General features: G+C 70.1%; 22 protein-coding genes. 13 read left to right on the forward strand and 9 right to left on the reverse strand.

Translation table 11 applies throughout. The features are described 5' to 3' along the window. The first annotated feature begins 165 nt into the window (after positions 1 to 165). The 4 genes from BM140_RS06350 to BM140_RS06365 all read left to right on the forward strand — a co-directional run bounded on the left by BM140_RS06350 (position 166) and on the right by BM140_RS06365 (position 3,727). A complete protein-coding gene (locus BM140_RS06350; RefSeq protein WP_091943150.1) occupies positions 166 to 1,308 on the forward strand; it encodes a transglycosylase SLT domain-containing protein in 1,143 nt (380 codons plus the stop codon). A gap of 213 nt (positions 1,309 to 1,521) precedes the next feature. After that, positions 1,522 to 2,043, forward strand: coding sequence for a response regulator (locus BM140_RS06355; RefSeq protein WP_091943152.1), 522 nt, complete (start codon positions 1,522 to 1,524; stop codon positions 2,041 to 2,043). 73 nt (positions 2,044 to 2,116) lie between these two features. After that, positions 2,117 to 2,923 (forward strand): transglutaminase-like domain-containing protein, encoded by an 807-nt coding sequence (locus BM140_RS06360; RefSeq protein WP_091943154.1) that lies wholly within the window; start codon positions 2,117 to 2,119, stop codon positions 2,921 to 2,923. Positions 2,924 to 3,061: 138 nt separating this feature from the next. Next, on the forward strand, positions 3,062 to 3,727 hold the full coding sequence (locus BM140_RS06365; RefSeq protein ID WP_091943156.1) for a L,D-transpeptidase: 666 nt from the start codon (positions 3,062 to 3,064) through the stop codon (positions 3,725 to 3,727). Positions 3,728 to 4,009: 282 nt separating this feature from the next. Here BM140_RS06365 and BM140_RS06370 read toward each other — a convergent pair whose 3' ends face one another. Next, positions 4,010 to 4,336, reverse strand: coding sequence for a hypothetical protein (locus BM140_RS06370; RefSeq protein WP_091943158.1), 327 nt, complete (start codon positions 4,334 to 4,336; stop codon positions 4,010 to 4,012). Between the two features lie 174 nt (positions 4,337 to 4,510). Further along, on the reverse strand, positions 4,511 to 4,996 hold the full coding sequence (locus BM140_RS06375) for a phasin (RefSeq protein WP_091943160.1): 486 nt from the start codon (positions 4,994 to 4,996) through the stop codon (positions 4,511 to 4,513). 273 nt (positions 4,997 to 5,269) lie between these two features. On the opposite strand from BM140_RS06375, the gene BM140_RS06380 reads away from it, so the two are divergent. The 4 genes from BM140_RS06380 to BM140_RS06395 all read left to right on the forward strand — a co-directional run bounded on the left by BM140_RS06380 (position 5,270) and on the right by BM140_RS06395 (position 12,215). Beyond that, entirely contained in the window at positions 5,270 to 7,837 is a 2,568-nt protein-coding gene (locus BM140_RS06380; protein ID WP_342030022.1) for an ATP-binding protein, read from the forward strand. Between the two features lie 247 nt (positions 7,838 to 8,084). Further along, on the forward strand, positions 8,085 to 10,037 hold the full coding sequence (gene acs / locus BM140_RS06385; protein WP_091943164.1) for an acetate--CoA ligase: 1,953 nt from the start codon (positions 8,085 to 8,087) through the stop codon (positions 10,035 to 10,037). Positions 10,038 to 10,140: 103 nt separating this feature from the next. Next, positions 10,141 to 10,530 (forward strand): DUF485 domain-containing protein, encoded by a 390-nt coding sequence (locus BM140_RS06390; protein ID WP_091943167.1) that lies wholly within the window; start codon positions 10,141 to 10,143, stop codon positions 10,528 to 10,530. Continuing rightward, the gene (locus BM140_RS06395; RefSeq protein ID WP_091943169.1) at positions 10,527 to 12,215 is read left to right on the forward strand and encodes a cation acetate symporter; all 1,689 of its coding nucleotides are present in this window, start codon (positions 10,527 to 10,529) and stop codon (positions 12,213 to 12,215) included. Before BM140_RS06390 ends, BM140_RS06395 begins: the two co-directional genes overlap by 4 nt. Before the next feature lie 83 nt (positions 12,216 to 12,298). Here BM140_RS06395 and BM140_RS06400 read toward each other — a convergent pair whose 3' ends face one another. Beyond that, entirely contained in the window at positions 12,299 to 12,784 is a 486-nt protein-coding gene (locus tag BM140_RS06400) for a hypothetical protein (protein WP_244535318.1), read from the reverse strand. Between the two features lie 96 nt (positions 12,785 to 12,880). After that, positions 12,881 to 13,843 carry a polyprenyl synthetase family protein gene (locus BM140_RS06405; RefSeq protein ID WP_091943171.1) on the reverse strand — a complete coding sequence of 321 codons (963 nt, stop codon included), beginning with the start codon at positions 13,841 to 13,843 and terminating at the stop codon, positions 12,881 to 12,883. 36 nt (positions 13,844 to 13,879) lie between these two features. Between BM140_RS06405 and mtgA the strand changes: the two genes are divergently transcribed. Then, positions 13,880 to 14,626, forward strand: coding sequence for a monofunctional biosynthetic peptidoglycan transglycosylase (gene mtgA / locus BM140_RS06410; RefSeq protein ID WP_091943173.1), 747 nt, complete (start codon positions 13,880 to 13,882; stop codon positions 14,624 to 14,626). 120 nt (positions 14,627 to 14,746) lie between these two features. Continuing rightward, complete coding sequence (gene thrS / locus BM140_RS06415; protein WP_091943176.1) at positions 14,747 to 16,774, forward strand: threonine--tRNA ligase; 2,028 nt, start codon at positions 14,747 to 14,749, stop codon at positions 16,772 to 16,774. 18 nt (positions 16,775 to 16,792) lie between these two features. Here the strand turns inward: thrS and yidD are convergent, their stop codons facing one another. Continuing rightward, positions 16,793 to 17,113 carry a membrane protein insertion efficiency factor YidD gene (gene yidD, locus BM140_RS06420; RefSeq protein ID WP_091943178.1) on the reverse strand — a complete coding sequence of 107 codons (321 nt, stop codon included), beginning with the start codon at positions 17,111 to 17,113 and terminating at the stop codon, positions 16,793 to 16,795. Then, entirely contained in the window at positions 17,110 to 17,568 is a 459-nt protein-coding gene (locus tag BM140_RS06425) for an iron-sulfur cluster assembly scaffold protein (RefSeq protein WP_091943180.1), read from the reverse strand. Before BM140_RS06425 ends, yidD begins: the two co-directional genes overlap by 4 nt. A gap of 281 nt (positions 17,569 to 17,849) precedes the next feature. Here BM140_RS06425 and folE point away from each other — a divergent pair, with 281 nt between their 5' ends. The 3 genes from folE to BM140_RS06440 are packed head-to-tail and all read left to right on the forward strand — an operon-like array spanning position 17,850 to position 20,084. After that, positions 17,850 to 18,599: a GTP cyclohydrolase I FolE gene (gene folE / locus BM140_RS06430; protein WP_483127896.1), complete on the forward strand. Its 750-nt coding sequence runs from the start codon at positions 17,850 to 17,852 to the stop codon at positions 18,597 to 18,599. 10 nt (positions 18,600 to 18,609) lie between these two features. After that, positions 18,610 to 19,026 carry a phosphoribosyl-AMP cyclohydrolase gene (hisI, locus tag BM140_RS06435; protein WP_091943184.1) on the forward strand — a complete coding sequence of 139 codons (417 nt, stop codon included), beginning with the start codon at positions 18,610 to 18,612 and terminating at the stop codon, positions 19,024 to 19,026. Then, positions 19,023 to 20,084, forward strand: coding sequence for a patatin-like phospholipase family protein (locus BM140_RS06440; protein ID WP_091943186.1), 1,062 nt, complete (start codon positions 19,023 to 19,025; stop codon positions 20,082 to 20,084). Before hisI ends, BM140_RS06440 begins: the two co-directional genes overlap by 4 nt. A gap of 90 nt (positions 20,085 to 20,174) precedes the next feature. On the opposite strand, the gene BM140_RS06445 is transcribed toward BM140_RS06440, so the two are convergent. From BM140_RS06445 to BM140_RS06455, 3 genes are all read right to left on the reverse strand, one after another. Then, a complete protein-coding gene (locus tag BM140_RS06445) occupies positions 20,175 to 21,161 on the reverse strand; it encodes a Tim44 domain-containing protein (RefSeq protein ID WP_091943188.1) in 987 nt (328 codons plus the stop codon). 122 nt (positions 21,162 to 21,283) lie between these two features. Next, positions 21,284 to 22,363 (reverse strand): ATP-binding protein, encoded by a 1,080-nt coding sequence (locus tag BM140_RS06450; RefSeq protein ID WP_091943332.1) that lies wholly within the window; start codon positions 22,361 to 22,363, stop codon positions 21,284 to 21,286. Positions 22,364 to 22,463: 100 nt separating this feature from the next. Further along, positions 22,464 to 23,153: a transglutaminase-like cysteine peptidase gene (locus tag BM140_RS06455; protein WP_091943190.1), complete on the reverse strand. Its 690-nt coding sequence runs from the start codon at positions 23,151 to 23,153 to the stop codon at positions 22,464 to 22,466. Between the last annotated feature and the right edge of the window lie 148 nt (positions 23,154 to 23,301).

The raw sequence follows: 23,301 nt of genomic DNA on the forward strand, positions 1-23,301 counted from the left end.
GACGATCACGGGGAAAACCGGCCAAACGGCTGAGCTTGCCCGCAAATCGCCCCGCCTTGCCATGGGGATGCCACAACCTCGGCCGTGTTTGCGCCACAAGCCGAGGCGTAACTGTTGCCCACACGCCGCTGACGGCACCAACCTTTGGATGGGGTGACGAGACAGATGCAGGGCCGCACGTTCGGATCGCCGCGTACCACCCGTGATGCCCGCAAGACCGGGCGCATCGCCTCTTCCGACGTCATCTCCGTCGCCGCCCGTCCGGGCCGCGACCACGGCAGCCGACCGGCGCTCCTGCGCTCCGTCCTCTCGATGACGCTGCTCGCCGGAGGCCTGAGCGCGATCCTGCTCAATGCCGGGACCGATCTCGGCCGGGCCGAGGCCTCGACCAAGGCGGCCGAACTGACGATGCCGAAGCCCCGCGTCCAGGCCGTCCTGCAAGCGGTCTCGACCGAGGCCCCGGTCCCCTCGGTGGTCGCGGCCTCGTCGAGCTTCCGCACCGTCGATGCGCTCGATACCGATCTGACGGCCGGCACCGTCGACCGGGTCTCCTACGACTTCCTGCTGTCGCAGACCTCGACCGGCGATCCGAACGACATCCTCGAATTCGGGCCGATGAAAATCCGCCGCCACATCGTGCAGACGATCGTCAAGGCGGCGCAGGCGGTCGAGACCGATCCGGTGCTGCTGATGGCGGTCGCCGACAAGGAATCGAGCTTCATCACCGCGGTCCAGGCCAAGACCTCCTCGGCGACCGGCCTGTACCAGTTCATCGAGCGCACCTGGCTCGGCGTGATCCGCGATTTCGGCCCGAAATACGGCTACGCTCAGGACGCCGCCCTGATCGTGCCGGATGCCAACGACCGGCCGAGCGTGCAGGACCAGTCGGAGCGCGCCCGCATCCTCGACATGCGCCGCGATCCCTACCTCTCCGCGCTGATGGCGGGCGAGATGCTCAAGCGCGACGCCGCCCGCATCGCCCTCAAGATCGGCCGCGAGCTGTCGCTCGGCGAGGTCTACCTCGCCCACTTCCTCGGCCCGGACGACGCCGAGAACTTCCTCTCGCAGGTGGTCGACAAGCCGACCGCCGCCGCCGCGACCCTGCTGCCCGGCCCGGCGCGGGCCAACCGCTCGATCTTCTTTGCCGGCACCACCGGCCGCGGGCGGCACCGCAAGCCCGCGAGCCTCTCGGTGGCGCAGGTGCATCAGAAGTTCGAGGCGATGATGAGCGCCCGCGGCGACCGCTACCGCGACGTGCGCAGCGTCGCCGGCCTCGTGCTCACCGCCGACGCCGATACGGTCCAGTAAAGCTCCGCTCGCGCCCCGCGGCGGCCCGCCGCGCGGCGTTCGTTGCGACTTCCGAAATTCATCCTTCGACGCAACTGACAAGCGTCCGCCCGCTTTGATGTGGGGCGCGGTCGATCAAGGCCGCCCCACGCGAGAGGAGGGTTTTCGACCTTGAAGGGTCCGTTTCGAGATCGGTCGTTCACGGGGGGGATCGACGATCCGCTCCTGCCGGGCATGAAGCTCGATCAGATCGGGCAGGCCCTGGCCTCCTGCTACGACAACCTCGTGGCGGAGGGATTGCCCGACGATCTGGCCGCCCTGGTGCGCCGGGTCGACCGGGCCGAGCGCGCGGCCCGCGCGAAGGCGCGGGTGCCCGGGTCCCGCATCGCCCTCGTGGTCGAGGACGAGGCCGAGACGCGCGACCTCGCCGAGAGCGTGCTGGAGGAGACCGATCTGCACGTGGTCGGCTGCGCCAGCGCCGAGCAGGCGCTCACCTACCTGCAGGAGCACGGCGGCGAGGTCGCGCTGGTCTTCGCCGACATTCGCCTCGCCGGCGACATGGACGGGGTGCAGCTCGCCCGCGCCATCGCCACGCTGTGGCCCTGCACCCGGCTCGTCGTCACCTCCGGGGTCGATCCCGAGCCCGGCGAGGCCCTGCCGGAGGGCGCCGTGTTCATCCCCAAGCCCTGGCGCGCCTTCGACGTGCTGGTCGAGGCCGAGCGCGCCAGCCGCGACCGGGCGCCGCCCATCGCCTGAATCCGTCGGGCGCGCCTCTTGCAGGTTCTCTCCCGGCCGCCCCGCGCCGGGCGGCAGGAGGTGGACCGACCCCATGCAGATCCGGACGGGCTTCGACATCACCTTCGAGTCGGTTCAGTCGACGCCGATGATCCTGATGCTCAACCTCCATCCGTCGCGGGTGCCGGACCTCGTGACGCCGGAAACCGTGACCTTCGACCCGCCGGTCCCGGTCCACCGCTATGCCGACGGCTTCGGCAACGTCTGCACCCGCATCGTCGCACCGGCCGGGCGCCTCACCATCGCGGCCGACTTCATCGTCGCGGATTCCGGCCTGCCCGATCCGGTGGTGCCGACGGCCAGCCAGGCCGAGGTCCGGCACCTGCCCGACGACGCTCTCGTCTTCCTGATGGGCAGCCGTTACTGCGACACCGATAAGCTGTCGTCCACCGCCTGGGAGCTGTTCGGCCAGACGCCGCCCGGCTGGCCGCGGGTGCAGGCGATCGTCGATTACGTCCACGACCGCATCCGCTTCGATTACATGCGGGCGGACGCCACCCGCACGGCCTTCGACGGCTACACCCAACAGGTCGGCGTCTGCCGCGACTTCGCCCATCTCGCCATCGCGCTGTGCCGCTGCATGAACATCCCGGCGCGCTACTGCACCGGCTATCTCGGCGATATCGGCGTGCCGCCCGTGCCCGACCCGATGGATTTTTCCGCGTGGTTCGAAGCCTATCTCGACGGGCGCTGGTACACGTTCGACGCCCGCCACAACCGCCCGCGGATCGGCCGCATCGTCATGGCGCGGGGGCGCGACGCCACCGATTGCGCGCTCACCACCAATTTTGGTTTCCAGCAGCTTGTGAACTTCGGGGTTCACACCGCAGAGGTCGCCTGAACCGTACTGCGGCTCCGATAGTCAAGCTCGGGTGCCCCGCCGCACACCCGGCCTGTGCAAAATCTGCGATTCGCCTGGAACCCGAAAGCCACAGTCACGCTTTTAATGGCAAAGGTTACTGCACAGGTAGGCCATCCCATGAAGACCTTGGCATCTGTCTTCGCCGGCGCTGTCGGCATGTGTGTTCTTGCCATCGGCGCGGCTCATGCCTCGCCGTACGATCCCTTCGGCTCCGAGAGCGACGACACCTACGCCGAGCAGTCCCAGGGCGGCTGGCCGGTCTACGATCCCTACGGCAGCCAGCAGCGCGGCTCGGCCTCCCAGAGCTACGGATACGGCTCGGCCGAGGCGCAGGCCCAGGTCGCCCGCATCCCGCGCGAGGTCGTGGCCTATGACGGCCGCTACGCACCGGGCACGATCGTGGTCTCCACCGCCGAGCGGCGCCTCTACCTCGTCCTCGGCAACGGCCAGGCCCTGCGCTACGGCGTCGGCGTCGGTCGCCCGGGCTTCACCTGGAGCGGCGTGAACAAGATCACCGCCAAGCGCGAGTGGCCGAGCTGGACCCCGCCGGCCGCGATGATCGCCCGCCGCCCCGACCTGCCGCGCTACATGGCCGGCGGCATCGAGAACCCGCTGGGCGCCCGCGCGATGTATATCGGCAGCTCCGAATACCGCATCCACGGCTCCAACGAGCCGGACACGATCGGCCAGGCGGTGTCGTCCGGCTGCATCCGCATGACCAACGAGGACGTCACCGACCTCTATTCGCGGGTGAAGGTCGGCGCGACGGTGATCGTGAACTGATCGGCCGGACCATCGCGCGGAAACGCGCGATGGCGCCGCGTGGCCAGGTGCGAAAAGCGCCCCGCGCAGCGGCCTCGGCTCTGCCGAGGCCTCTAGCGAAGCGAGAAGCCTAGAGCGTCGTCCTGGATATCGGATCCGGGACGACGCTCTCCGTTCTTGTGCCGCATCGGCTTTTTCCGAAAGCCGCTCCGCACCTTTCGGGCCGATGCTCTGAGGCCGCGGCCAGCGCCTGAGGCCCGCAGAGAAAAGCCGCGTCGGAGCGACTCCGGCGCGGCGTTTCCGTTACGGCGAGACGCGTCCCACAGCGGTCTGCGGCCCGTTCATGAACGAGACCGGCATGTCGCAGAAGCAGCGGGCGCCGAGGGGGCGCGGGCCGGGGAGCGGACAGGAATAGGGCTGGTTGCCCGAGATGCCGCTCTGCACCGCGTCGCAGTTCAGGCCCATCGGCCGAGGCGGCGGGCGACCGTAATCGGGCTCGCGGTAGATCCGGCGGGGCGGCGGGCGGTCGTAGCCGTCGTCGTAATATTGTGCTTGAGCGGGGCTGCCGGCCGCAAACAGGGCCAAGGTCATGGCCAGGGCCGCGGGGCCGAGGCGACGGACGGGACGCATGGGTCGGGCACTCCGATGGGGCGCCCTGCGGCGGATCGCCGAAGGCGCTTCATGAGGCCGACGTATCTGACGCTCCCCGGCGGCGAAAAAGCGGCGCCGAGGTTTCCGCACGCAAAACGGCCCGCGCCGGGGGGCGCGGGCCGTCGATCGCGGCCGGGACGACCCGGCGGCCGATCACTGGTGGTTGTTGGCGGCCTTCTGGACGTCGGCAGCGTTCTCGCGGGCGGTCTCGACGCCCTGCTCGTAGGCAGCGCGGGCCTCGTTGGCACCCTGCTGCATCGCGCTCTTGGCATTCTCGGCGCTCTGCTGGAACGCGCTCTGGGCGAGGCCACCGAACTCCTTGGCCTGGGCCTGGATCGCGGCGAACTGCGAGCGGACGTACTCGGCCTGATGCTGCATCGCCTCCTGCACGTCGCGCGAGCGTACGAGCTTCTGGGCGAGATCGAAGGCCGCATTCACGTTCTGCTCGGCGAACTCGAAACCGCGGGTCGACAGGTTGGAAGCGTTGGTGCGGGCGAGGTCGGTCGAGCCCTGCACGGTGTCGGCGGTGCGGCGCGCGGCGCCGATGAACGAGTCGAACGCCTTGCGGGCCTGCTCGACGCTCTTCTCGGCGAAATCGCGCATCTCGGTCGGGATCTCGTAGTTCGGAGTGTTGCTCATGGGGGGCTCCTCTCTTTCGCTGATTCGACGCTTTCACGCGTTGTGCAGTGCAACATAGCGCGGGGGCGGCACTTTTTCCAGCCCCAAGGCGGCCAATTAGGGTTACCAGTTGATAAACGTGTGTCGGTGGGCTTCGGTGTCTATGTCCGGCGCGCGTTTAGTTGCACACACGATCGTGGTCCGTCTGCGGACGATCGGCCCGCGCATTTCGCTGCGCTGCCGCGACCGACATGCGATGTCCGGAGGGTTCGGGCGTCTTGAAGTGAGGCATTCTTGACCAGGGTTCGGATGTCGGACCGCGCCACTGAGGTTTCCGCCGAGCCGGGCGGCGAGGTGTTCCGCCGGGCGATCCAGCGCTGGCGGGAGGAGCCCCTCACGGCGCATCTCGCCCGCGAGGGTGCGGCCCTGCTCGTGCTCGATACGGATGCGGAGCGCCTCCTCCACGCCGCCGGACCGGCTGCCGCCTATGGCGCGGGGGTCGGCGGGCCGGAGGGACGCATCATGCCGGCGCTGCGCCTCGCCGAGCAGATCCGGCGCGCCGGTCCGGTCGGCCCGCGCCCGCGCATGGTGCGGCTGCGCCTCGATCCCCGCGGGGTCGCCCCGCCGGTGGTGGTCCTGCTCGCGCGCGCCGCCCTCGACGAGGAGCGCGAGGCGCTGCTGCTGGCGCCCCTCGCCCCCCTCCCCTCGCTGCGGCCCGCCGATATCCGCGTGGAGACGCCCCCGCCCCCGGAGAGCCCGGCGCAGGAGGCCGCCGGAGAGAGCACCGAAACGCCCGACGCGCCGCTCTCGCCGGCTACCGCCGAGAGCGCGTCCCCCGCCCCCGCAGCCGTCGAGCCCCCTGTCCGCTTCGTCTGGCGCAGCGACGCCGAGGGCGTTCTGACCCATGTCTCCGCGACGCATCCCGATCTCGCGGCCGTGATCGTCGGCCGCGCCTGGGCCGACCTCGCCGCCGACGGCATCGTCGAGGGCGCGGCGCTCGACGCCCTCCTGCACGAGCCGACCGAGACGTTTCGCGCGCTGCCGCTCCTCGTCCGGGGCCGCGCCTTCGAGCACGGTATCGAGATGTCCGGCGCCCCGTTCGGCCGCCCCGGTCGGGACGGAGCGGGCCTGAGCGGCTTCGCGCTCCTGAAGGCGCGCCATCCGCGCCCGGCGGACGAGGACATCGCGCCGTCGAACGCCGATCCGGCCCACGCGGAAGCGGCCCAGGCCGAACCGGAGGCCGGCGCGCTCTCGGTCAACGAGCACGCCGCCTTCCGCGAGGTCGCCCGCCTCCTCGGCCTGCGCTTCGCCCACGACGACGCGGCGGACGAGGCCCCCGACACCGAGCGGATGGAGGGCCCGTCCGGCAGTTCGGTCACGCCGTTCCCCACCCCGCCCTTCCGCGCCGCCGACGCCGAGACCCGGACCCGCGCGGCGCTCACCGAGCTTCTGGAACGCCTGCCGGTCGGCGTGCTGGTCTACCGCGCGGACGCGGTGCTGTTTGCCAGCCGCACCTTCCTCACGCTCACGGGCTATCCGGACCAGGCGGCCCTGAGCGAGGCCGGCTTGCCTCATCTGTTCCGCGGCCTCGCGCCGGATGCGCGCGGCGCGACGGCGCCGGTCCCCTTCGGCCGGGCCGATGGCGGCACCGTCGCCCTCGCGGTCGATCACACCCGGCTCGACTGGGACGGGACGCCGGCCGAGCTCTGCCTCGCCCGGGCCGCCGATCCGCAGGCGGCCCCGCCTCCGGTCCCGCACAACGACGCGCGGCTGCGGGCGGAAAAGGTACTCGACCGCCTGGAGGAAGGCGTCGTCACCCTCGACGCCGAGGGCCGCGTCGTCGGCCTCAATCCGAGTGCGGCCGAACTCGTTCACGCCCATCCCAAGGAAGTGGTCGGCGGACGCTTCGCCGACCTGTTCGCTCCCGAGAGCCTGCCGGCGCTGGAAGCCGCCGTCACCGATTCCCAGCGCTCCGGCGCGAGCGAGCTGCTCGGCGTCACCGCCCGCTCGGGGGCGGCGGCCCTGCGCCTGCGCATCGCGCGCCTGTTCGGCGAGGATGCACCCGGATATTGCGCCTCGTTGCGGGAAATCCGCGAGGACGAGGCGGCGCCTTCCCCGTTGCCGGCCCCGATCCCCGCCGCGGCACCGCCCGCAGCGCCGGACGAGGGCGCCGCGGCGATCTGGAAGGCCCGCGCGCTCGCCCGCGTCGGACGCGAGATCCGCCCCTCGCTGACCGCCATCCTCTCGCTCACCGACATGATGCTCTCGGATCGGTTCGACCGGGCCGATGCCGAGCGGCTGGAGGCCTATCTGCGCGAGGTGCGCCTGTCGGGCGGGCGCATCGCCGCGATCCTCGACGACCTGCGCGACCTCGCCGCCCTCCAGGCCGGGCGCAACCTCACCTTCACCAAGGTCGGGCTCAACGACCTCGTCGCCAGCTGCATCGGCACGATGCAGGCCCAGGCCGCCCGCGACCGCATCGTCGTGCGCACCAGCCTCGGCCCCGACCTGCCGCCCTTCCTCGCCGACGAGCGCTCGATCCGCCAGGCGGCGCTCTCCGTCATCGGCAACGCCATCCGGGTCACGGAAGCGGGCGGGCAGGTCATCGTCTCGACGACCGTCGCCGACCGCGGCGAGGTCGCCCTCCGGGTCCGCGACACCGGCCCCGGCCTGTCGCCGGAGGCCGTCGCCAGCGCCCTCGAACCGTTCCGCGACGGGGCCGACCCGGCGGCGGACGCCGAGGGCGGCGGTTTCGGCCTGACGCTGACCAAGGCCCTGGTCGAGGCCAATCGCGGGCGTTTCCGGATCGGCAGCCGCAAGGACGAGGGCACCCTCGTGGAGATGATTTTCCCGGCCGCCTGATTCACGCGCCCGTCCGCGGAGGATCCGCGATCCGACTGAGAAACAAGCGTTTCATGCTTCGGACGGTTCGGGACGAGACCGCCGGATCGTTCATAAGATGATTTTGTGCAATTCAATTGCGCAAAATCACTGTACTAGACTTTTTGGCGCTTGCCGGCCCTCTTCACATGCGCTTAAGAGTTTCTCGGAAGCCCCGGCTGCGTGCATCGGCACGATACGATCGGGCACCGTTCAGGGAAGAAACGACATGAGCGAGAAGGTCATCGACGTTCAGGACGCGTGGCGTGAGCGTGCTCTGATCGACGACGCCAAGTACCAGGAGATGTACGCGGCGTCGGTCTCGGATCCCGAGACGTTCTGGGCCGAGCACGGCAAGCGGATCGACTGGTCGACGCCCTTCACCAAGGTCAAGGAGACCAGCTTCGCGCCGGGCAACATCTCGATCAAGTGGTTCGAGGACGGCAAGACCAACGTCGCCGTCAACTGCATCGACCGCCATCTGGAAACGCGCGGCGACCAGACCGCGATCATCTGGGAAGGCGACGACCCGAACGAGTCCAAGCACATCACCTACCGGCAGCTTCACGCCGAAGTCGGCCGGATGGCCAACGTCCTGCGCAACCGCGGCGTTGGCAAGGGTGACCGCGTCACGCTCTACCTGCCGATGATCCCCGAGGCCGCCTACGCCATGCTGGCCTGCGCTCGGCTCGGCGCCATCCACGCCATCGTCTTCGGCGGCTTCTCGCCGGATTCGCTGGCGAGCCGCATCAACGGCTGCGGCTCGAAGGTTGTCATTACCGCCGACGAGGGTCTGCGCGGCGGCCGCAAGGTGCCGCTCAAGGCCAACGTGGACGAGGCGATCAAGCGCGTCGAGAAGGACCTCGTCGAGCACGTCATCGTCGTGAAGCGCACCGGCGGCGACGTCGCGATGGAGCCCGGCCGCGATGTCTACTACCACGAGGCCGCCGAACAGGTGACCGACGATTGCCCGGCCGAACAGGTCGAGGCCGAGCACCCGCTCTTCATCCTCTACACCTCGGGCTCGACCGGCCAGCCGAAGGGCGTGGTGCACACCACCGGCGGCTACCTCGTCTACGCCTCCATGACCCACCAATACGTGTTCGATTACCACGACGGCGACGTCTACTGGTGCACGGCGGATGTCGGCTGGGTCACCGGCCACAGCTACATCGTCTACGGGCCGCTCGCGAACGGCGCGACCACGCTCATGTTCGAGGGCATCCCGACCTACCCGTCGAATTCCCGCTTCTGGGAAGTGATCGACAAGCACAACGTCAACATCTTCTACACCGCGCCGACCGCGATCCGCTCGCTCATGGGCGGCGGCGAGGGACCGGTGAAGAAGACCTCGCGCCAGTCGCTCCGCGTGCTGGGCTCGGTCGGCGAGCCGATCAACCCGGAGGCCTGGGACTGGTACTACAACGTGGTGGGCGAGCGGCGCTGCTCCATCGTCGACACGTGGTGGCAGACCGAGACCGGCGGCATCCTGATCACGCCGCTGCCCGGCGCGACCAAGCTCAAGCCCGGCTCGGCGACCCGTCCGTTCTTCGGCGTGCAGCCGGTGATGGTCGATGCCGAGGGCAAGGAATTGGAAGGCAAGTGCGAGGGCAACCTCTGCATCAAGGACTCGTGGCCCGGCCAGATGCGCACGGTCTACGGCGACCACGAGCGCTTCGAGCAGACCTACTTCTCGACCTACAAGAACCTCTACTTCACCGGCGACGGCGCGCGGCGCGACGACGACGGCTATTACTGGATCACCGGCCGCGTCGACGACGTCATCAACGTGTCGGGCCACCGCATGGGCACGGCCGAGGTCGAATCCTCGCTGGTCGCCCACCCCAAGGTGTCGGAGGCCGCCGTCGTCGGCTATCCGCACAACCTCAAGGGCCAGGGCATCTACGCCTACGTCACCCTCAACGAGGGCCTGGAGGGCGACGATGCGCTTCGCAAGGAGCTCGTCACCTGGGTGCGCAAGGATATCGGCCCGATCGCCTCGCCGGACCTGATCCAGTTCGCCCCGGGCCTGCCCAAGACCCGTTCGGGCAAGATCATGCGCCGCATCCTGCGCAAGATCGCCGAGGACGATTTCGGCTCGCTCGGCGACACCTCGACGCTCGCCGAGCCCGCGGTGGTCGACGACCTGATCGAGAACCGCCAGAACCGCGGCAAGGCGTAAGCTCTCTCCTCCCCCGCAAGGGGGAGGAGCCCCCTAAACAACGACCAAAAAAGCAACCCGCCACCGACCGCTCGACGGCTCGGATGGGCACGGGAGGAGATTCATGAGCGCCACCCAATCGGCGGGTCCGCCCGCGACTTCGCACGCCCAACCCCTGCCCGGGGTCGTCGGCACCCTCGACAACCCCGTGTCCGATCCTAGGCTCGACCGGGTGTCCCAGAACCCGATCTTCCGTACGCTGGTGCGCGAGCGCAACCAGTACGCCTGGACCCTGACCGGCCTGATGCTGCTGGTCTATTTCGGCTTCATCGGCCTCATCGCCTTCGACAAGGCTTTGCTCGCGACCAAGGTCGGCGGCACCGCCTCGCTCGGATTCTACATGGGCATGTTCGTGATCGTTTTCGCGTTCGTGCTGACCGGCATCTACGTCGCCCGCGCCAACACCCGCTTTGACCGGCTCTCGGCCGAACTCACCCGGAGCCTCGCGAAATGATCCGCGCGTCGACCCTTCTCGCCGCGGGCCTCGCCCTCGGCACCGCCCCGGCGCTCGCCGCCGGGCCGGATCTCGGACAGGTCCAGCAATCGGCCACCAACTGGCCGGCCATCGGCATGTTCCTGTTCTTCGTGCTGTTCACGCTGGGCATCACCTACCGGGCGGCCAAGGGCTCGAAGTCGGCGGCCGACTTCTACGCCGCGGGCGGCGGCATCTCGGCCGGCACCAACTCGCTGGCGATCGCCGGCGACTACATGTCGGCGGCGTCCTTCCTCGGCATCTCCGGCCTCGTCTACTCGTCGGGCTTCGACGGGCTGATCTACTCCACCGGCTTCCTCGTCGGCTGGCCGATCGTGCTGTTCCTCATCGCCGAGCGCCTGCGGAACCTGGGCAAGTTCACCTTCGCCGACGTGGCGAGCTTCCGCCTCGACCAGACCTCGATCCGCATCATCTCGGCGACCGGCACGCTCGTCGTGGTGGCGTTCTACCTGATCGCCCAGATGGTCGGCGCGGGGAAGCTGATCCAGCTCCTGTTCGGCCTGCCCTACCTCTACGCGGTGGTGCTCGTCGGCGCGCTGATGATCATCTACGTCGCCTTCGGCGGCATGAAGGCCACGACCTGGGTGCAGGTGATCAAGGCCTGCCTGCTGCTGGGCGGCGCGAGCTTCATGGCAGGCGCGGTGCTCTATCATTACGGTTTCAGCCCCGAGAAGCTGTTCGCGAGCGCCGTGCAGACGCACCCGAAGGGTGACGCCATCATGGCGCCCGGCGGCCTCGTGACGAACCCGATCGACTCGATCTCGCTCGGCGTCGGCCTGATGTTCGGCACCGCCGGCCTGCCGCACATCCTGATGCGTTTCTTCACGGTGTCGGACGCCCAGGCCGCCCGCAAGTCGGTGTTCTACGCCACCGGCCTGATCGGCTACTTCTACATCCTCACCTTCATCATCGGCTTCGGCGGCATCGCCATGCTGATGTCCGACCCGAGCTACTTCAAGCTCGGCGCCGACGGCACCACTTACGACAAGATCAAGGACATGCTCGGCGGCACCAACATGGTCGCCGTGAACCTCGCCAACGCGGTGGGCGGCCCGTACTTCCTCGGCTTCATCTCGGCGGTGGCCTTCGCGACCATCCTCGCGGTGGTGGCGGGCCTGACGCTGGCCGGCGCCTCGGCGATCAGCCACGATCTCTACGCCCAGGTCTTCGCCCGTGGGCGCACGACCGAGAAGGCGGAAGTGAACCTGTCGAAGGCCTCCGCCGTCGGCATCGGCATCGTCGCCATCGTGCTCGGCTACATCTTCGAGAACCAGAACGTCGCCTTCATGGTCGGGCTGGCCTTCTCGGTGGCGGCGAGCTGCAACTTCCCGGTTCTCGCCATGTCGATCCTGTGGCGCGGCACCACGACCTGGGGCGCGCTGATCGGCGGCCTCGTCGGCCTCGTGGCGGCGGTCACCATGGTGGTGCTGTCGGACGCCGTGTGGGTGAAGACCTTCGGCCATCCGGCGCCGCTGTTCCCCTACGCCAACCCGGCCCTGTTCTCGATGCCGCTCGCCTTCCTCACGATCTGGGCGGTCTCGACCATCGACCGGACCCGCCGCGGCAACCGCGAGCGCGCCGCCTTCGAGGCGCAGTACGTCCGCTCGGAGACCGGCATCGGCGCCTCGGGCGCGCACGCGCACTGAGGCAATCTTCCTCCGATACGAAGAAGGGCCCCGCCGCGAGGCGGGGCCCTTCTTTTTTGTTCGCCGTGTTTGTCGAGGATGGCTCAGCGCTCGTCCGGATCCGGGCCCGCGGCGCTGGCGTTGAGCACGGTGCCCGTCGGGGGCGGCGGGGTCCCTCCCCTGGCACTGCGAAGAATGCCGCGGATGTCGGCGCCCTCGGCGCCGAAGCGGGCCCAGGCGGCGCGGCATCGGCTCTGGTCGGAATCGGCCCGGAAGTAGCGCTCCTGCTCGTCCAGCAGGGTGTCGTAGACGGCGGCGCGCACGCCGCGCTCCTCACCGACATAGAGGTGATAGATCCGGCTCCAGAACGCCTCGTCGATCTCCCACTCGCAATCGCCCGCGGCCTTCATCAGGGCGAGCTTGCGCAGGCTCTGGCGCTCGGCATGCGGCATGGTGAGAAAGCCGACCTGGGCCTTCAGCGCCCGGCCGCCGGCCTCGTAGCCGCCCTCGCTGGTGAGCGCCCAGCCGAGATAGCTGCTGCCGGCGCCGATCAGGCCGCCGGCGAGGAGGAGCGCTCTGAGAACGGTCATGGGCAGACCCCGGTTGGCAGCGGGATTCGACCTGCCAACCGTGGCGGGATCAAGGAGAGTAAGCCGGGCTCCGGCCCTCGCGAAACGTCCCAAAAATTACGCCTTGCGCGCCACGGTGAACCGGGCCGCGTCCTTGAGCACCCGCGCCCGCTCGCCCCATGGGGCCACGGCCTCCTCGCAGACCGCGACCAGCCGGTCGCACTCGGCCCGCGCCCCGTCGAGGCCGAGGCGGTCGACCAGGGTGGCCTTGCCGGCGTCCTTGTCCTTGCCGGTGGCCTTGCCCATGGCTTCCGGCGAGGCCTCGCGGTCCAAAATGTCGTCGGCGACCTGGAAGGCTTGGCCGAGCGCCTGGCCGTAGCGCAGCAGCGCGGTGCGCTCGTCCGCGTTGGCGCCGCCGACGAGCGCGCCCGCCTCGACCGAGAAGGCCAGGATCGCGCCGGTCTTCATCGCCTGCATCCGCAGGGTGTCGTCGATGTCGAGATCGACCGGGCCGAAGCGGCCCTCCGCGGAGAGATCGAGGAGCTGGCCGCCGACCATGCCGCCGAGGCCGGAGCTCCGGGCCAATCCGAGCACGAGTTCGGCGCGGATGGCGGGGTCCGGCTGCCAACGCGGATCGGCGGTGACCTCGAAGGCCAGCGTCAGCAGCGCGTCGCCGACCAGGATGGCGGTCGCCTCGTCATAGGCCTTGTGGACGGTCGGCTTGCCGCGGCGCAGGTCGTCGTTGTCCATCGCCGGCAGATCGTCGTGGACGAGGCTGTAGCAATGGACGAGTTCGACGCCCGCGCCCGCCGCGAGGGCCGCATCCTCGGCGCCGCCGAGCATCCGGGCGGTCTCGATGGCGAGGAACGGGCGCAGCCGTTTGCCGCCGCCGAGCACGGCGTGGCGCATCGCCTCCATCAGGCGCGGCGGCCGGGCGATCTCGCCCGCGTTCAGGTTCGGCCCGAGCAGCTCGACCAGAAAACGCTCGACGGTGTCGGCGACCTCGGCGAGCCTGTGGGTAAACTCGTAGCCCGACGCGTCCGCCTTGACCGAGGGGGTGGGAGACTGCGTTGAGGTCATCGGGAAGGGCCTGGATCGGGGAGGGGCGGAGGCGCCGTGCGCGGAGATGAGGACAGCGACGCGGAGCCGCGCGGGCGCGACCTGAGAGTGGTGACGGGGCCGAGGCGGCGCGGCGGCGGGCTGCGGCGCATCGCGACGCTGATCACGCTCGCTCCCCTCCTCGTCGTCGTCTTCACGCTCACGCTGGCGCTCGTCTATCGCGTGGCGACCCCGCCCTCAACCCTGATGCTCGGGCGCTGGCTCTCAGGCGAGGCGGCGCAGCGGGACAGCGTGCCGCTGGACGCGATCGCCCCGGCGCTGGTGCAGGCGGTGGTGGCCTCCGAGGACCAGCGCTTCTGCCTTCACAACGGCGTCGATTGGGGCGCCTTGCGCGACGTCGTGGACGACGAGGAGGGTCCGAGCCGCGGCGCCTCCACGATCACGATGCAGACGGTCAAGAACGTCTTCCTCTGGCCGGGCCGCTCCTACATCCGCAAGGCGCTGGAAATCCCGCTCGCGGTGCTGGCCGACGCGGTGTGGGGCAAGAGGCGGACGATGGAGATCTACCTCAACGTCGCCGAGTGGGGGGACGGCGTGTTCGGCGCGGAGGCTGCCGCCCGTCACTGGTTCCGCAAGAGCGCCCGCGACCTGACCCGCAGCGAGGCCACCCTGCTCGCCGCGATCCTGCCCAACCCGATCCTGCGCAGCGCGGGCAAGCCGACCCCGGGAGTGCGCAGGATCGCCGCCCGCATCCAGGGGCGAATGGGGCAGGTGGACGGGCTGATGGGCTGCCTGAAGCGCTGAGGAAACAGGGAGCGCAGGTCCCGTCCGGCAAAAGCAAGTCAGCGTTGACTTACCTCTCTCGCGTCCCCAAACCCGCCGACGCCCTCTTGAGGGCGCGACATTCCACAAAACGGTCCGATCATGCCCATCCTGACCTTCCCCGACGGCAACACCCGCGCTTTTGAGGCCGCGGTGACCGGCCGGACCGTGGTCGAGGGCATCGCCAAGTCGCTGGCCAAGCGCACCGTCGCCATGGCGCTCGACGGCGTCGTGCAGGACCTCGACGACACGATTTCGCAGGATGCCGCGATCGAGTTCATCTCGCGCGACGATCCCCGCGCGCTCGAACTGATCCGCCACGATTGCGCGCACGTGCTGGCGGAGGCCGTGCAGGCGCTCTGGCCCGGCACGCAGGTGACGATCGGCCCGGTCATCGAGAACGGCTTCTATTACGACTTCGCTCGAGCCGAGCCGTTCACGCCCGAGGACTTCCCGAAGATCGAGGCGAAGATGCGCGAGATCATCGCGCGCGATGCGCCCTTTACGAAGGAAATCTGGAAGCGCGACGACGTCAAGAAGCTCTTCGCCGACAAGGGCGAGAGCTACAAGGTCGAGCTGGTCGATGCGATTCCGCCGGGCGAGGATCTGAAGATCTACCGCCAGGGCGAGTGGTTCGACCTGTGCCGCGGCCCGCACATGACCTCGACCGGCAAGATCGGCACCGCCTTCAAGCTGATGAAGGTCGCGGGCGCCTATTGGCGGGGTGATGCCAACAACCCGATGCTGACGCGCATCTACGGCACCGCCTGGGGGTCACAAGCCGATCTCGACGCGTATCTGCATCGCCTGGAGGAGGCCGAGCGCCGCGACCACCGGCGGCTCGGCAAGGAGATGGACCTGTTCCACTTCCAGGAAGAAGGCCCCGGCGTCGTGTTCTGGCACGCCAAGGGCTGGACGGTGTTCCAGGAGCTGATCGCCTATATGCGGCGGCGCCTGCGCGGCGACTATCAGGAGGTCAACGCGCCGCAGATCCTCGACAAGGCCCTTTGGGAGACCTCCGGCCACTGGGGCTGGTACCGCGAGAACATGTTCGCGGCCCAATCCGCGGGCGACGAGGCCGAGGACAAGCGCTGGTTCGCCCTCAAACCCATGAACTGCCCCGGCCACGTGCAGATCTTCAAGCACGGCCTGAAATCCTACCGCGACCTGCCCCTGCGCATGGCCGAGTTCGGCGTGGTCCACCGCTACGAGCCGTCCGGCGCCATGCACGGCTTGATGCGGGTGCGCGGCTTCACCCAGGACGACGCGCACATCTTCTGCACCGAGGACCAGCTCGCCGCCGAATGCCTCAAGATCAACGAGCTGATCCTCTCGACCTACGCCGATTTCGGCTTCGACCAGATCCTCGTGAAGCTCTCGACGCGGCCCGAGAAGCGCGTCGGCTCCGACGATCTGTGGGACCACGCCGAGGCGGTGATGACGCGGGTGCTGGCGCAGATCGAGGAGCAGTCGGGCGGCCGCATCCGCACCGCGGTGAACCCGGGTGAAGGCGCCTTCTACGGCCCGAAATTCGAGTACGTGCTGCGCGACGCCATCGGCCGCGACTGGCAATGCGGCACGACGCAGGTGGACTTCAACCTGCCGGAGCGGTTCGGCGCGACCTATATCGATGCCGACAGCCAGAAGAAGCCGCCGGTGATGGTCCACCGTGCCATCTGCGGCTCGATGGAGCGCTTCACCGGCATTCTGATCGAGCATTTCGCGGGTCACTTCCCGCTCTGGATCGCCCCGGTGCAGATCGTGGTGGCGACGATCACCAGCGAGGCCGACGACTACGCCCGCGAAGTCGTGCGGGTTCTCGAGCGCGCAGGGCTGCGCGTCGACGCCGACCTGCGCAATGAAAAGATCAACTACAAGGTCCGCGAGCACTCGCTGGCCAAGGTGCCGGTGCTGCTGGCGCTGGGTAAGCGCGAGGCGGAGGAGCGCACGGTCTCGGTGCGCCGTCTCGGCAGCCAGAAGACCACGACGCTGACGCTGGAGGCCGCCCTCGCCGCCTTCGTGGAGGAGGCGACCTCGCCGGACCGCCGCCGGGCCGATGCGGTGACCGAGAGCCGCCCGAGCACCGATGCGGTGCTCGACGGGCAGCATGTGGAGCAGCCGGCGCCGTAAACCTACCGGAGGGGCGCGTTAACGCCCCTCCTCCACCGCCTCGCAGACCAGTGGCGGCGGCGCCTCGACGCTGCGCCAGCGGCCATAGGCCCAGGGCCGGTGCCACGCGGCGCCGTCGGGGATGCGCTCCGGCACGAGGTCGATGCCGTGGGTGCCGAACGGGCCGCAGCGGCAGATGCGCGAAAACCCCATCCAGCCGCCGGCCCAGAGCCCGTGCCGCTGGATCGCCGCGTCGGTGTATTCGGAGCAGGACGGCCAATGCCGGCACTGGCGGCCGACCAGCCCCGACAGGGTGAGCTGGTAGCCGCGAATGGCCCAGTGAGCGGCGTGCCGAATCACGCCGCCTCCGGAGCGCCCGAGCCTTTGCCCGCCGCGATTCGGTCGAGGGCGTCCACCACGGCGTCGAAGGTGAGCAGCGTCGAGGCGTGGCGGGCGCGGAAGTCGCGCACCGGTTCCAGCACGGCGAGATCGGCCCATTTGCCTTCCGGCACCGGGCCGTTCTCCTTCAGCATCGCCCGCATCTGCAGCCGCACGTCCCGCAGTTCGTCGGCGCTCGATCCGACCACGTGGCGCGCCATCAGCGAGGAGGAGGCCTGCCCCAAGGCGCAGGCCTTCACGTCATGGGCGAAGTCGGTGACCGTGCCGGCCGAATCGGTGACGAGATCGACGGTCACGGTCGAGCCGCACAGCTTCGAATGGGCGGTGGCGGTGGCCTGCGGTGAGTCGAGGCGGCCGAGCCGGGGAATGTCGGCGGCCAGTTCGAGGATGCGGCGGTTGTAGATGTCGTCGATCATGGCGGATCTTCCGTCCACAGGCACCGAAGAGGGAGACGACTCAAGGAAACGTTGAGCCGGATGCGCGTGCCGTGCATTGCGTGGCGGCGCGAATGCGACGATATAGGCGCGACGATGCCGTTTCGCGAGAATGGCCCCGTCGATCCCGGTCACGCCCCGACCCCGGATTCGGATCGTTCGAGGGCGTCGGCACTGAGTGAGAGCGCCGGGACGGATCGACGATGTACGCCAAGCCCGACAGCACGACCATGAAGGCCCGTGTCGCGAAGGCCGGAGATGCCATGGATGCCGCCCTCAAATCCCTCTCGTACGGCATGAGCAACGACGAGCGACGCACGAGCGCCGTCGGCCTCGACGGGATGCGCGGCGCCAACGATGCCGGTCGACCCGAAGGCTCGGCCAATATCGCGCCGCTTCCCGAATCGGCCCAGCGCGTGCCGAACGAGGTCGCCCTCGGCCGCCCGAGCCGCCAGGAGGCCGAAGCCGCCGTGCGCACGCTGCTGCGCTGGGCCGGCGACGATCCGACCCGCGAGGGGCTGATCGACACCCCCGCCCGCGTGGTGAAGGCCTACGAGCAGATTTTCGGGGGCTACAAGGCCGATGCGGACGCGCTCTTGGAGCGCGTGTTCGAGGAGGTCGAGGGCTATTCGGACGTCGTGCTGGTGCGCGACATCCCGTTCTATTCCCATTGCGAGCACCACATGGTGCCGTTCATGGGGCTCGCCCACATCGCCTATTACCCGATCAAGGGCGTGGTCGGCCTCTCGAAGCTCGCCCGCGTGGTCGATGCCTTCGCCCGCCGCCTGCAGACGCAGGAAACGATGACGGCCCAGATCGCCGACACGATCGAGAGCATCCTCCAGCCCCGCGGCTGCGCCGTGATGATCGAGGCCGAGCACCTCTGCATGGCGATGCGCGGCGTGCAGAAGGCCGGCGTCTCGACCATCACCACCCAGTTCCGCGGCGTCTACAAGGACGATCCGAGCGAGCAGGTCCGCTTCCTGACGCTCGTGCGCGGCGGCAAGGCCTGATCGTCGCTTCATGACCGAGCTGTTCGACAGGCCCGGCCCCCGCGCCGAGGTCGAGGAAGGCGCCCGCCTGACCCCGCGCTTCGGCGCCGACGGGCTCGTGTCCTGCATCGCGGTCGATGCCCATGACGGGCAGGTGCTGATGCTCGCCCACATGAACGCCGAGGCGCTGGCCCGCACGCTGGAGACCGGCGAGGCGTGGTACTGGTCGCGCTCCCGGGGCGAGCTCTGGCACAAGGGCGCGACCTCGGGGCAGATCCAGCGCATCGTCGAGATGCGGGTCGATTGCGATCAGGACGCGCTGCTGATCCGGGTCGAGGTCGGCGGCGACGGCGGCTGCTGCCATACCGGGCGCCGCTCCTGTTTCTACCGCACCGTCGCGCGCCACCCTGAGACCGGCGCCCCCATCCTCACTCCTTCCGGGCGATGAGGCTGGAGGCGCAAGCGCCCCTCCCCTGCCTGTTCCCGGAAGGGGCGGTGGAGCCGGTAGCGCCCCGCGCCCGCGTCCCCCGAATCGGCCTCGCGCTGGGCGGCGGCTCGGCCCGCGGCTGGTCGCATATCGGCGTGATCGAGGCGCTCGAAGAGGCCGGCATCTATCCCGAAGTGGTCGCGGGCTGCTCCATCGGCGCGGTCGTCGGCGGGGCCTATGCCGCCGGGCGGCTCGGCGCCCTCAAGGATTTCGCGCTCTCGCTGACCCGACGCCGGGTGATGGGCATGATCGACCCGCGCCTGACCGGCTCCGGGCTGATCGCGGGCGAGCGCCTGCGCCGCCGCCTCGCGCGGGAACTGACCGGATACAGCATCGAGAAGCTGCCGCTGACGTTCGCCACCGTCGCCACCGAATTCGGCACCGGACACGAGGTCTGGCTGACGCGGGGGTCGCTGGTCGAGGCGGTGCGCGCCTCCTACGCGATTCCGGGCGTCTTTCCGCCGGTCACCTTCGAGCGGCGCCTCCTGATGGACGGGACGCTGGTGAATCCGGTGCCGGTGCGGCTCGCCCGCGAGCTCGGCGCCGACCTCGTGATCTGCGTCAACCTCGCCTGCGAGAGCCGGCCCCGCGGCCGGGTGATCCGCCCCGGCCTCGATCCGGAAGAGCCTCTGGAGGAGGCGGGCGAGCCCGACGAGGCGGAGATCGAGCGGACGCTGGAGGCCACCGTGCGCCGCCGGGGCCGCTGGGCCCTGCTCACCGGCGCGAGCCGGCGCCTGATGGGCCGCCGCGCCCGGCCCAAACCGCCAGAGGCGGCGGGTCGCACCGCCCCCGGCGTCGCCCGCGTGATGCTCGACGCCTTCAACATCACCCAGGACCGGATTTCCCGCGCGCGGCTGGCGGGCGAGCCGCCGGACGTGTCGATCCGGCCAAGGCTCGGCGCGTTCGGCCAGTTCGAGTTCCACCGGGCCGAATACGCGATCGATCTGGGCCGTCAGGCGGGACGCGCGGCTCTGCCGGACATCCGCCGCATGCTGGAGAGCGCGGCCGCCCGGTGCTGAAAGCGCACCCGGCCGGAATGAGCCGAAAGGCGCAACGAAAAGGGCGCCCGGCTCGCGCCGGACGCCCCCTTCATCGATCCGGCGAAAGGATCAGCGGCCCTGCTGGATGGCCGAGAGGATCCACGGTCCGTTCGGCTCGCGCAGGAAGGTCCAGAACTCCTTGGCCTCCTGGGCGCCGTTCTCGACATGGCGGTTGGTCGCCCGCTCGAACACCTCGTCGCGCAGGGAGAAGCGCATGGCGACGGTGGCGTACTCCACCGGGCCCTCGCGCCACGCCTCGGACAGGTCGCCCTGCAGCAGCTTCACGTCGGAGATGCGGTTGACGACGCCGCGGGCGGCGTTGGCGCGCAGCTCCTCCTCGAAATAGCCGACCATCTCGGGCGTCGCGAGGCGGCGCAGGGTGGCGACGTCCTCGCGGCCGTAAGCGCCCTGGATCTCGTAGAGATTGCGCTCGAACGCCTGGAAGTCGTTCGGCTGCACCTGGATCGGCTGCGGACGCGCCGCACCGGCATAGCCGCCGCCCACTGGATTGAGGCCGCCGGCCATACCGCCGCCCATCATGCCCCCCTGAGAGGACGCGTTCTGTCGGTCGAGACCGGAGCGGGCATACGCGCCGTTGCCGGCCATGGCGGGCTGCGCGCCCTCCTTCCGGCGGCGGAAGAAGCGCACCGCGAACATGACGACGAGGGCGAGCAGGCCGATCTGCAGGATCAGGCCGAGGAACGAGGCGATGCCGCCGAGCCCGCCGGAGAAGCCGGCGCCCAGCAGCGCGCCGAACAGGCCCGCGCCGAGCAGGCCGGCCATGAAGCCGCCGCCGAAGCGCGGACGGTTCGGGGCCGCCATGCCGGGATTGGTCATGCCGGGGCTCGGGCTCGTCTGCGAGCGCTGCATCGGCGCGCCCATCGTGCCCGGCGAGGTCGCCGTGCCGGCGGGCGGGGCATAGGTCTTGGAGCCGCGGGAGCCGAAGCTCGATCCGCCGCCGCCCGGCCGCGCATCGACGGCCGGGGCCGCGACGGCGAGCGAGGCCACGAGCGCGAGGAGGGTCACGACGCGCTTGGCGCGCGGGGAGGAAGCCATCGGGTAAACCTCGGGTCACCATCTTGAGAGCGGGCGGACGATCGCCCTCTCAGAGATGGTGACGGGCGAGGCGGGTTTTTAGTCCCTTTCCAAGGTCACGTTCCCCCGGGCCGAAGCGGATTTCATCCCGCCGCCGGGAAGACGAGGCGCACGGTGGCGCCCTCGCCGGGGCGGCTGTCGAGGGAGATGGTGCCATTCTGGCGCTTCATCAGTCCGTGGACGATGGCGAGCCCGGCCCCGCGACCGGCCTCGCGGGTGGTGGCGAAGGGAGCGAGCGCCCGCGCCTGCATCTCCGGCGACAGGCCGTGGCCGGTATCCGAGACCGTGAGCGCCACTGCGCCGGCCTCGGGCCGCTGCAAGGTGCGGTCGCCGGGCTCGATGGCGAACAGCCGGATCGTGACGGTGCCCTCGCCGGCCATCGCCTCGCAGGCATTGGCCAGGATGTGGCCGAGCGCCAGCTCGACCTGGCTCGGGTTGCACAGGGCCGGCGGCAGCCCGTCGGGGATCGACAGGTCGAGGGTGATGCGTGGCGGCAGGCTCGGGCGCAGCCGGTCGAGGGCCGCCCGCACCGCGCCCCCGAGATCGACCGGGCGCAGGTCCGGCGCGATGCGGCGGGAATGGGCGAGCAACTGGCGCGTCAGCACCGCGGCGCGCTCGGAGGCCTCGGTCGAGCGGGTGACGGCGCGCTGTATGAACGGCTCCTGCCGGTCGCCGAGGCGCCGCTTGAGACCGTCGATGTAGCCGATCAGGATCTGAAGGAAGTTGTTGAACTCATGGGCGACGCTGTTGGTGAGCAGTCCCAGCGCCTCGCGCTGGCGCGACAGGGCGAGCGCCCCTTCGGCCTCGCGGCAGCGGGTGATGTCCACGATCTGGCCGAGGAAGCGTCCGGGCTCGTCCGGACGCGGGACGACGAACAGTTCGCCCCAGAACGAGGCGCCCCCCTTGTGGGCCAGGAGCAACTCGACGCGCGCGCCCTCACCCCGGCCGAGGGCCTCGCGCAGGCTGCTCCAGCCGGCATGATCCCCATGCCGGCATTCGAGCGTGGCGAGCGGCTGGCCGACGAGATCGGACTCCGCAAAACCCGTCAGCGCGCAGAGCGGTGAGTTCACGGCGCGGATCGCCGCGCCGGCCTCGCCCCCCTCGATCAGCAGGCTGGGCAGCGGCAAGAGCGCCGGAAATACGTCCTCGGGAAGCGCGGTCATGCGGGCGTGGCTGCCGAAAGCCGGGCCGCGGGAGCCCTGGAACTCCGATCGATAGCCGCTTTGCGGGCGCGCCGATACCACCCGGCAGAGTCGCGTCGCCTCAGCGGTTGGCGGTCGTGACCGGCGAGGCGCCGTTGTTGAGGGTGACCCAGGCCTTGCCGTCCTGGCCCTCGCGCTTGACGAAGGAATAGCCGGTGCGCTGCCACGGCAGCACCGCGTTGGTCTTGTTGTCGAGGATCAGGTCGCCGCGGTCGGTGCGCACCATCAGCACCGCGTGGCCCTCGCCGATCTCGTCGATCACCACGGTCATTCGCAGGGCGCGCCGCGGCAGGCGCCGCTCGATCAGCATCCGGCGCTTGAGGAGCTGGATGTCCTCGCAATCGCCGAAGCCGTCGTCGGGGAAGTCCCAGCGGTCGACGACGCCCCAATGGGCCGCGTCGGTGATCGGTTTGATGCGGGCGTTGACCCGCCGGTTCACACTCGCGAGCGTCTGCCACACGGAGGGCGTCAGCGCGATGATCGCCGGCTCCGACGTGTCGACGACGCATTCGGCGGGATGGCGGAGGCAGAAGTCGTTCCAGGCGGCCACGGGCCGGGCGGGCGCGCCCTGTTCGGCGGCGGTGCCGGCCTCGGGGATCGACGCGACGGTCTGGGCCTGGGTGGAGGCGCCGCCCAAAAGCAGGGTGGAGCCGACGAGCGAGAGGTGGGCGGCCCGGCGCAGGCGCCGCCCCAGCACCCCGCGGGAGAACGCCGATCCGTCGCCGACGCCCCCGAGCACCGCGTACCGCATGGCCGACCGTCCTGCCGCCCCCGTTTCACGGTGAAGCTTGCACGCGGCTGCGGCCGGCTCAAGGCGAAAGTGAAGAAAGGGTGACGCAGCCCGGCGGCTCTCCCGTGTCGGATCGGGACATTCGTGGATGGGCTGGCAATCGGGCCAC

The organism is Methylorubrum salsuginis, from assembly GCF_900114375.1.
Classification (GTDB): domain Bacteria; phylum Pseudomonadota; class Alphaproteobacteria; order Rhizobiales; family Beijerinckiaceae; genus Methylobacterium; species Methylobacterium salsuginis.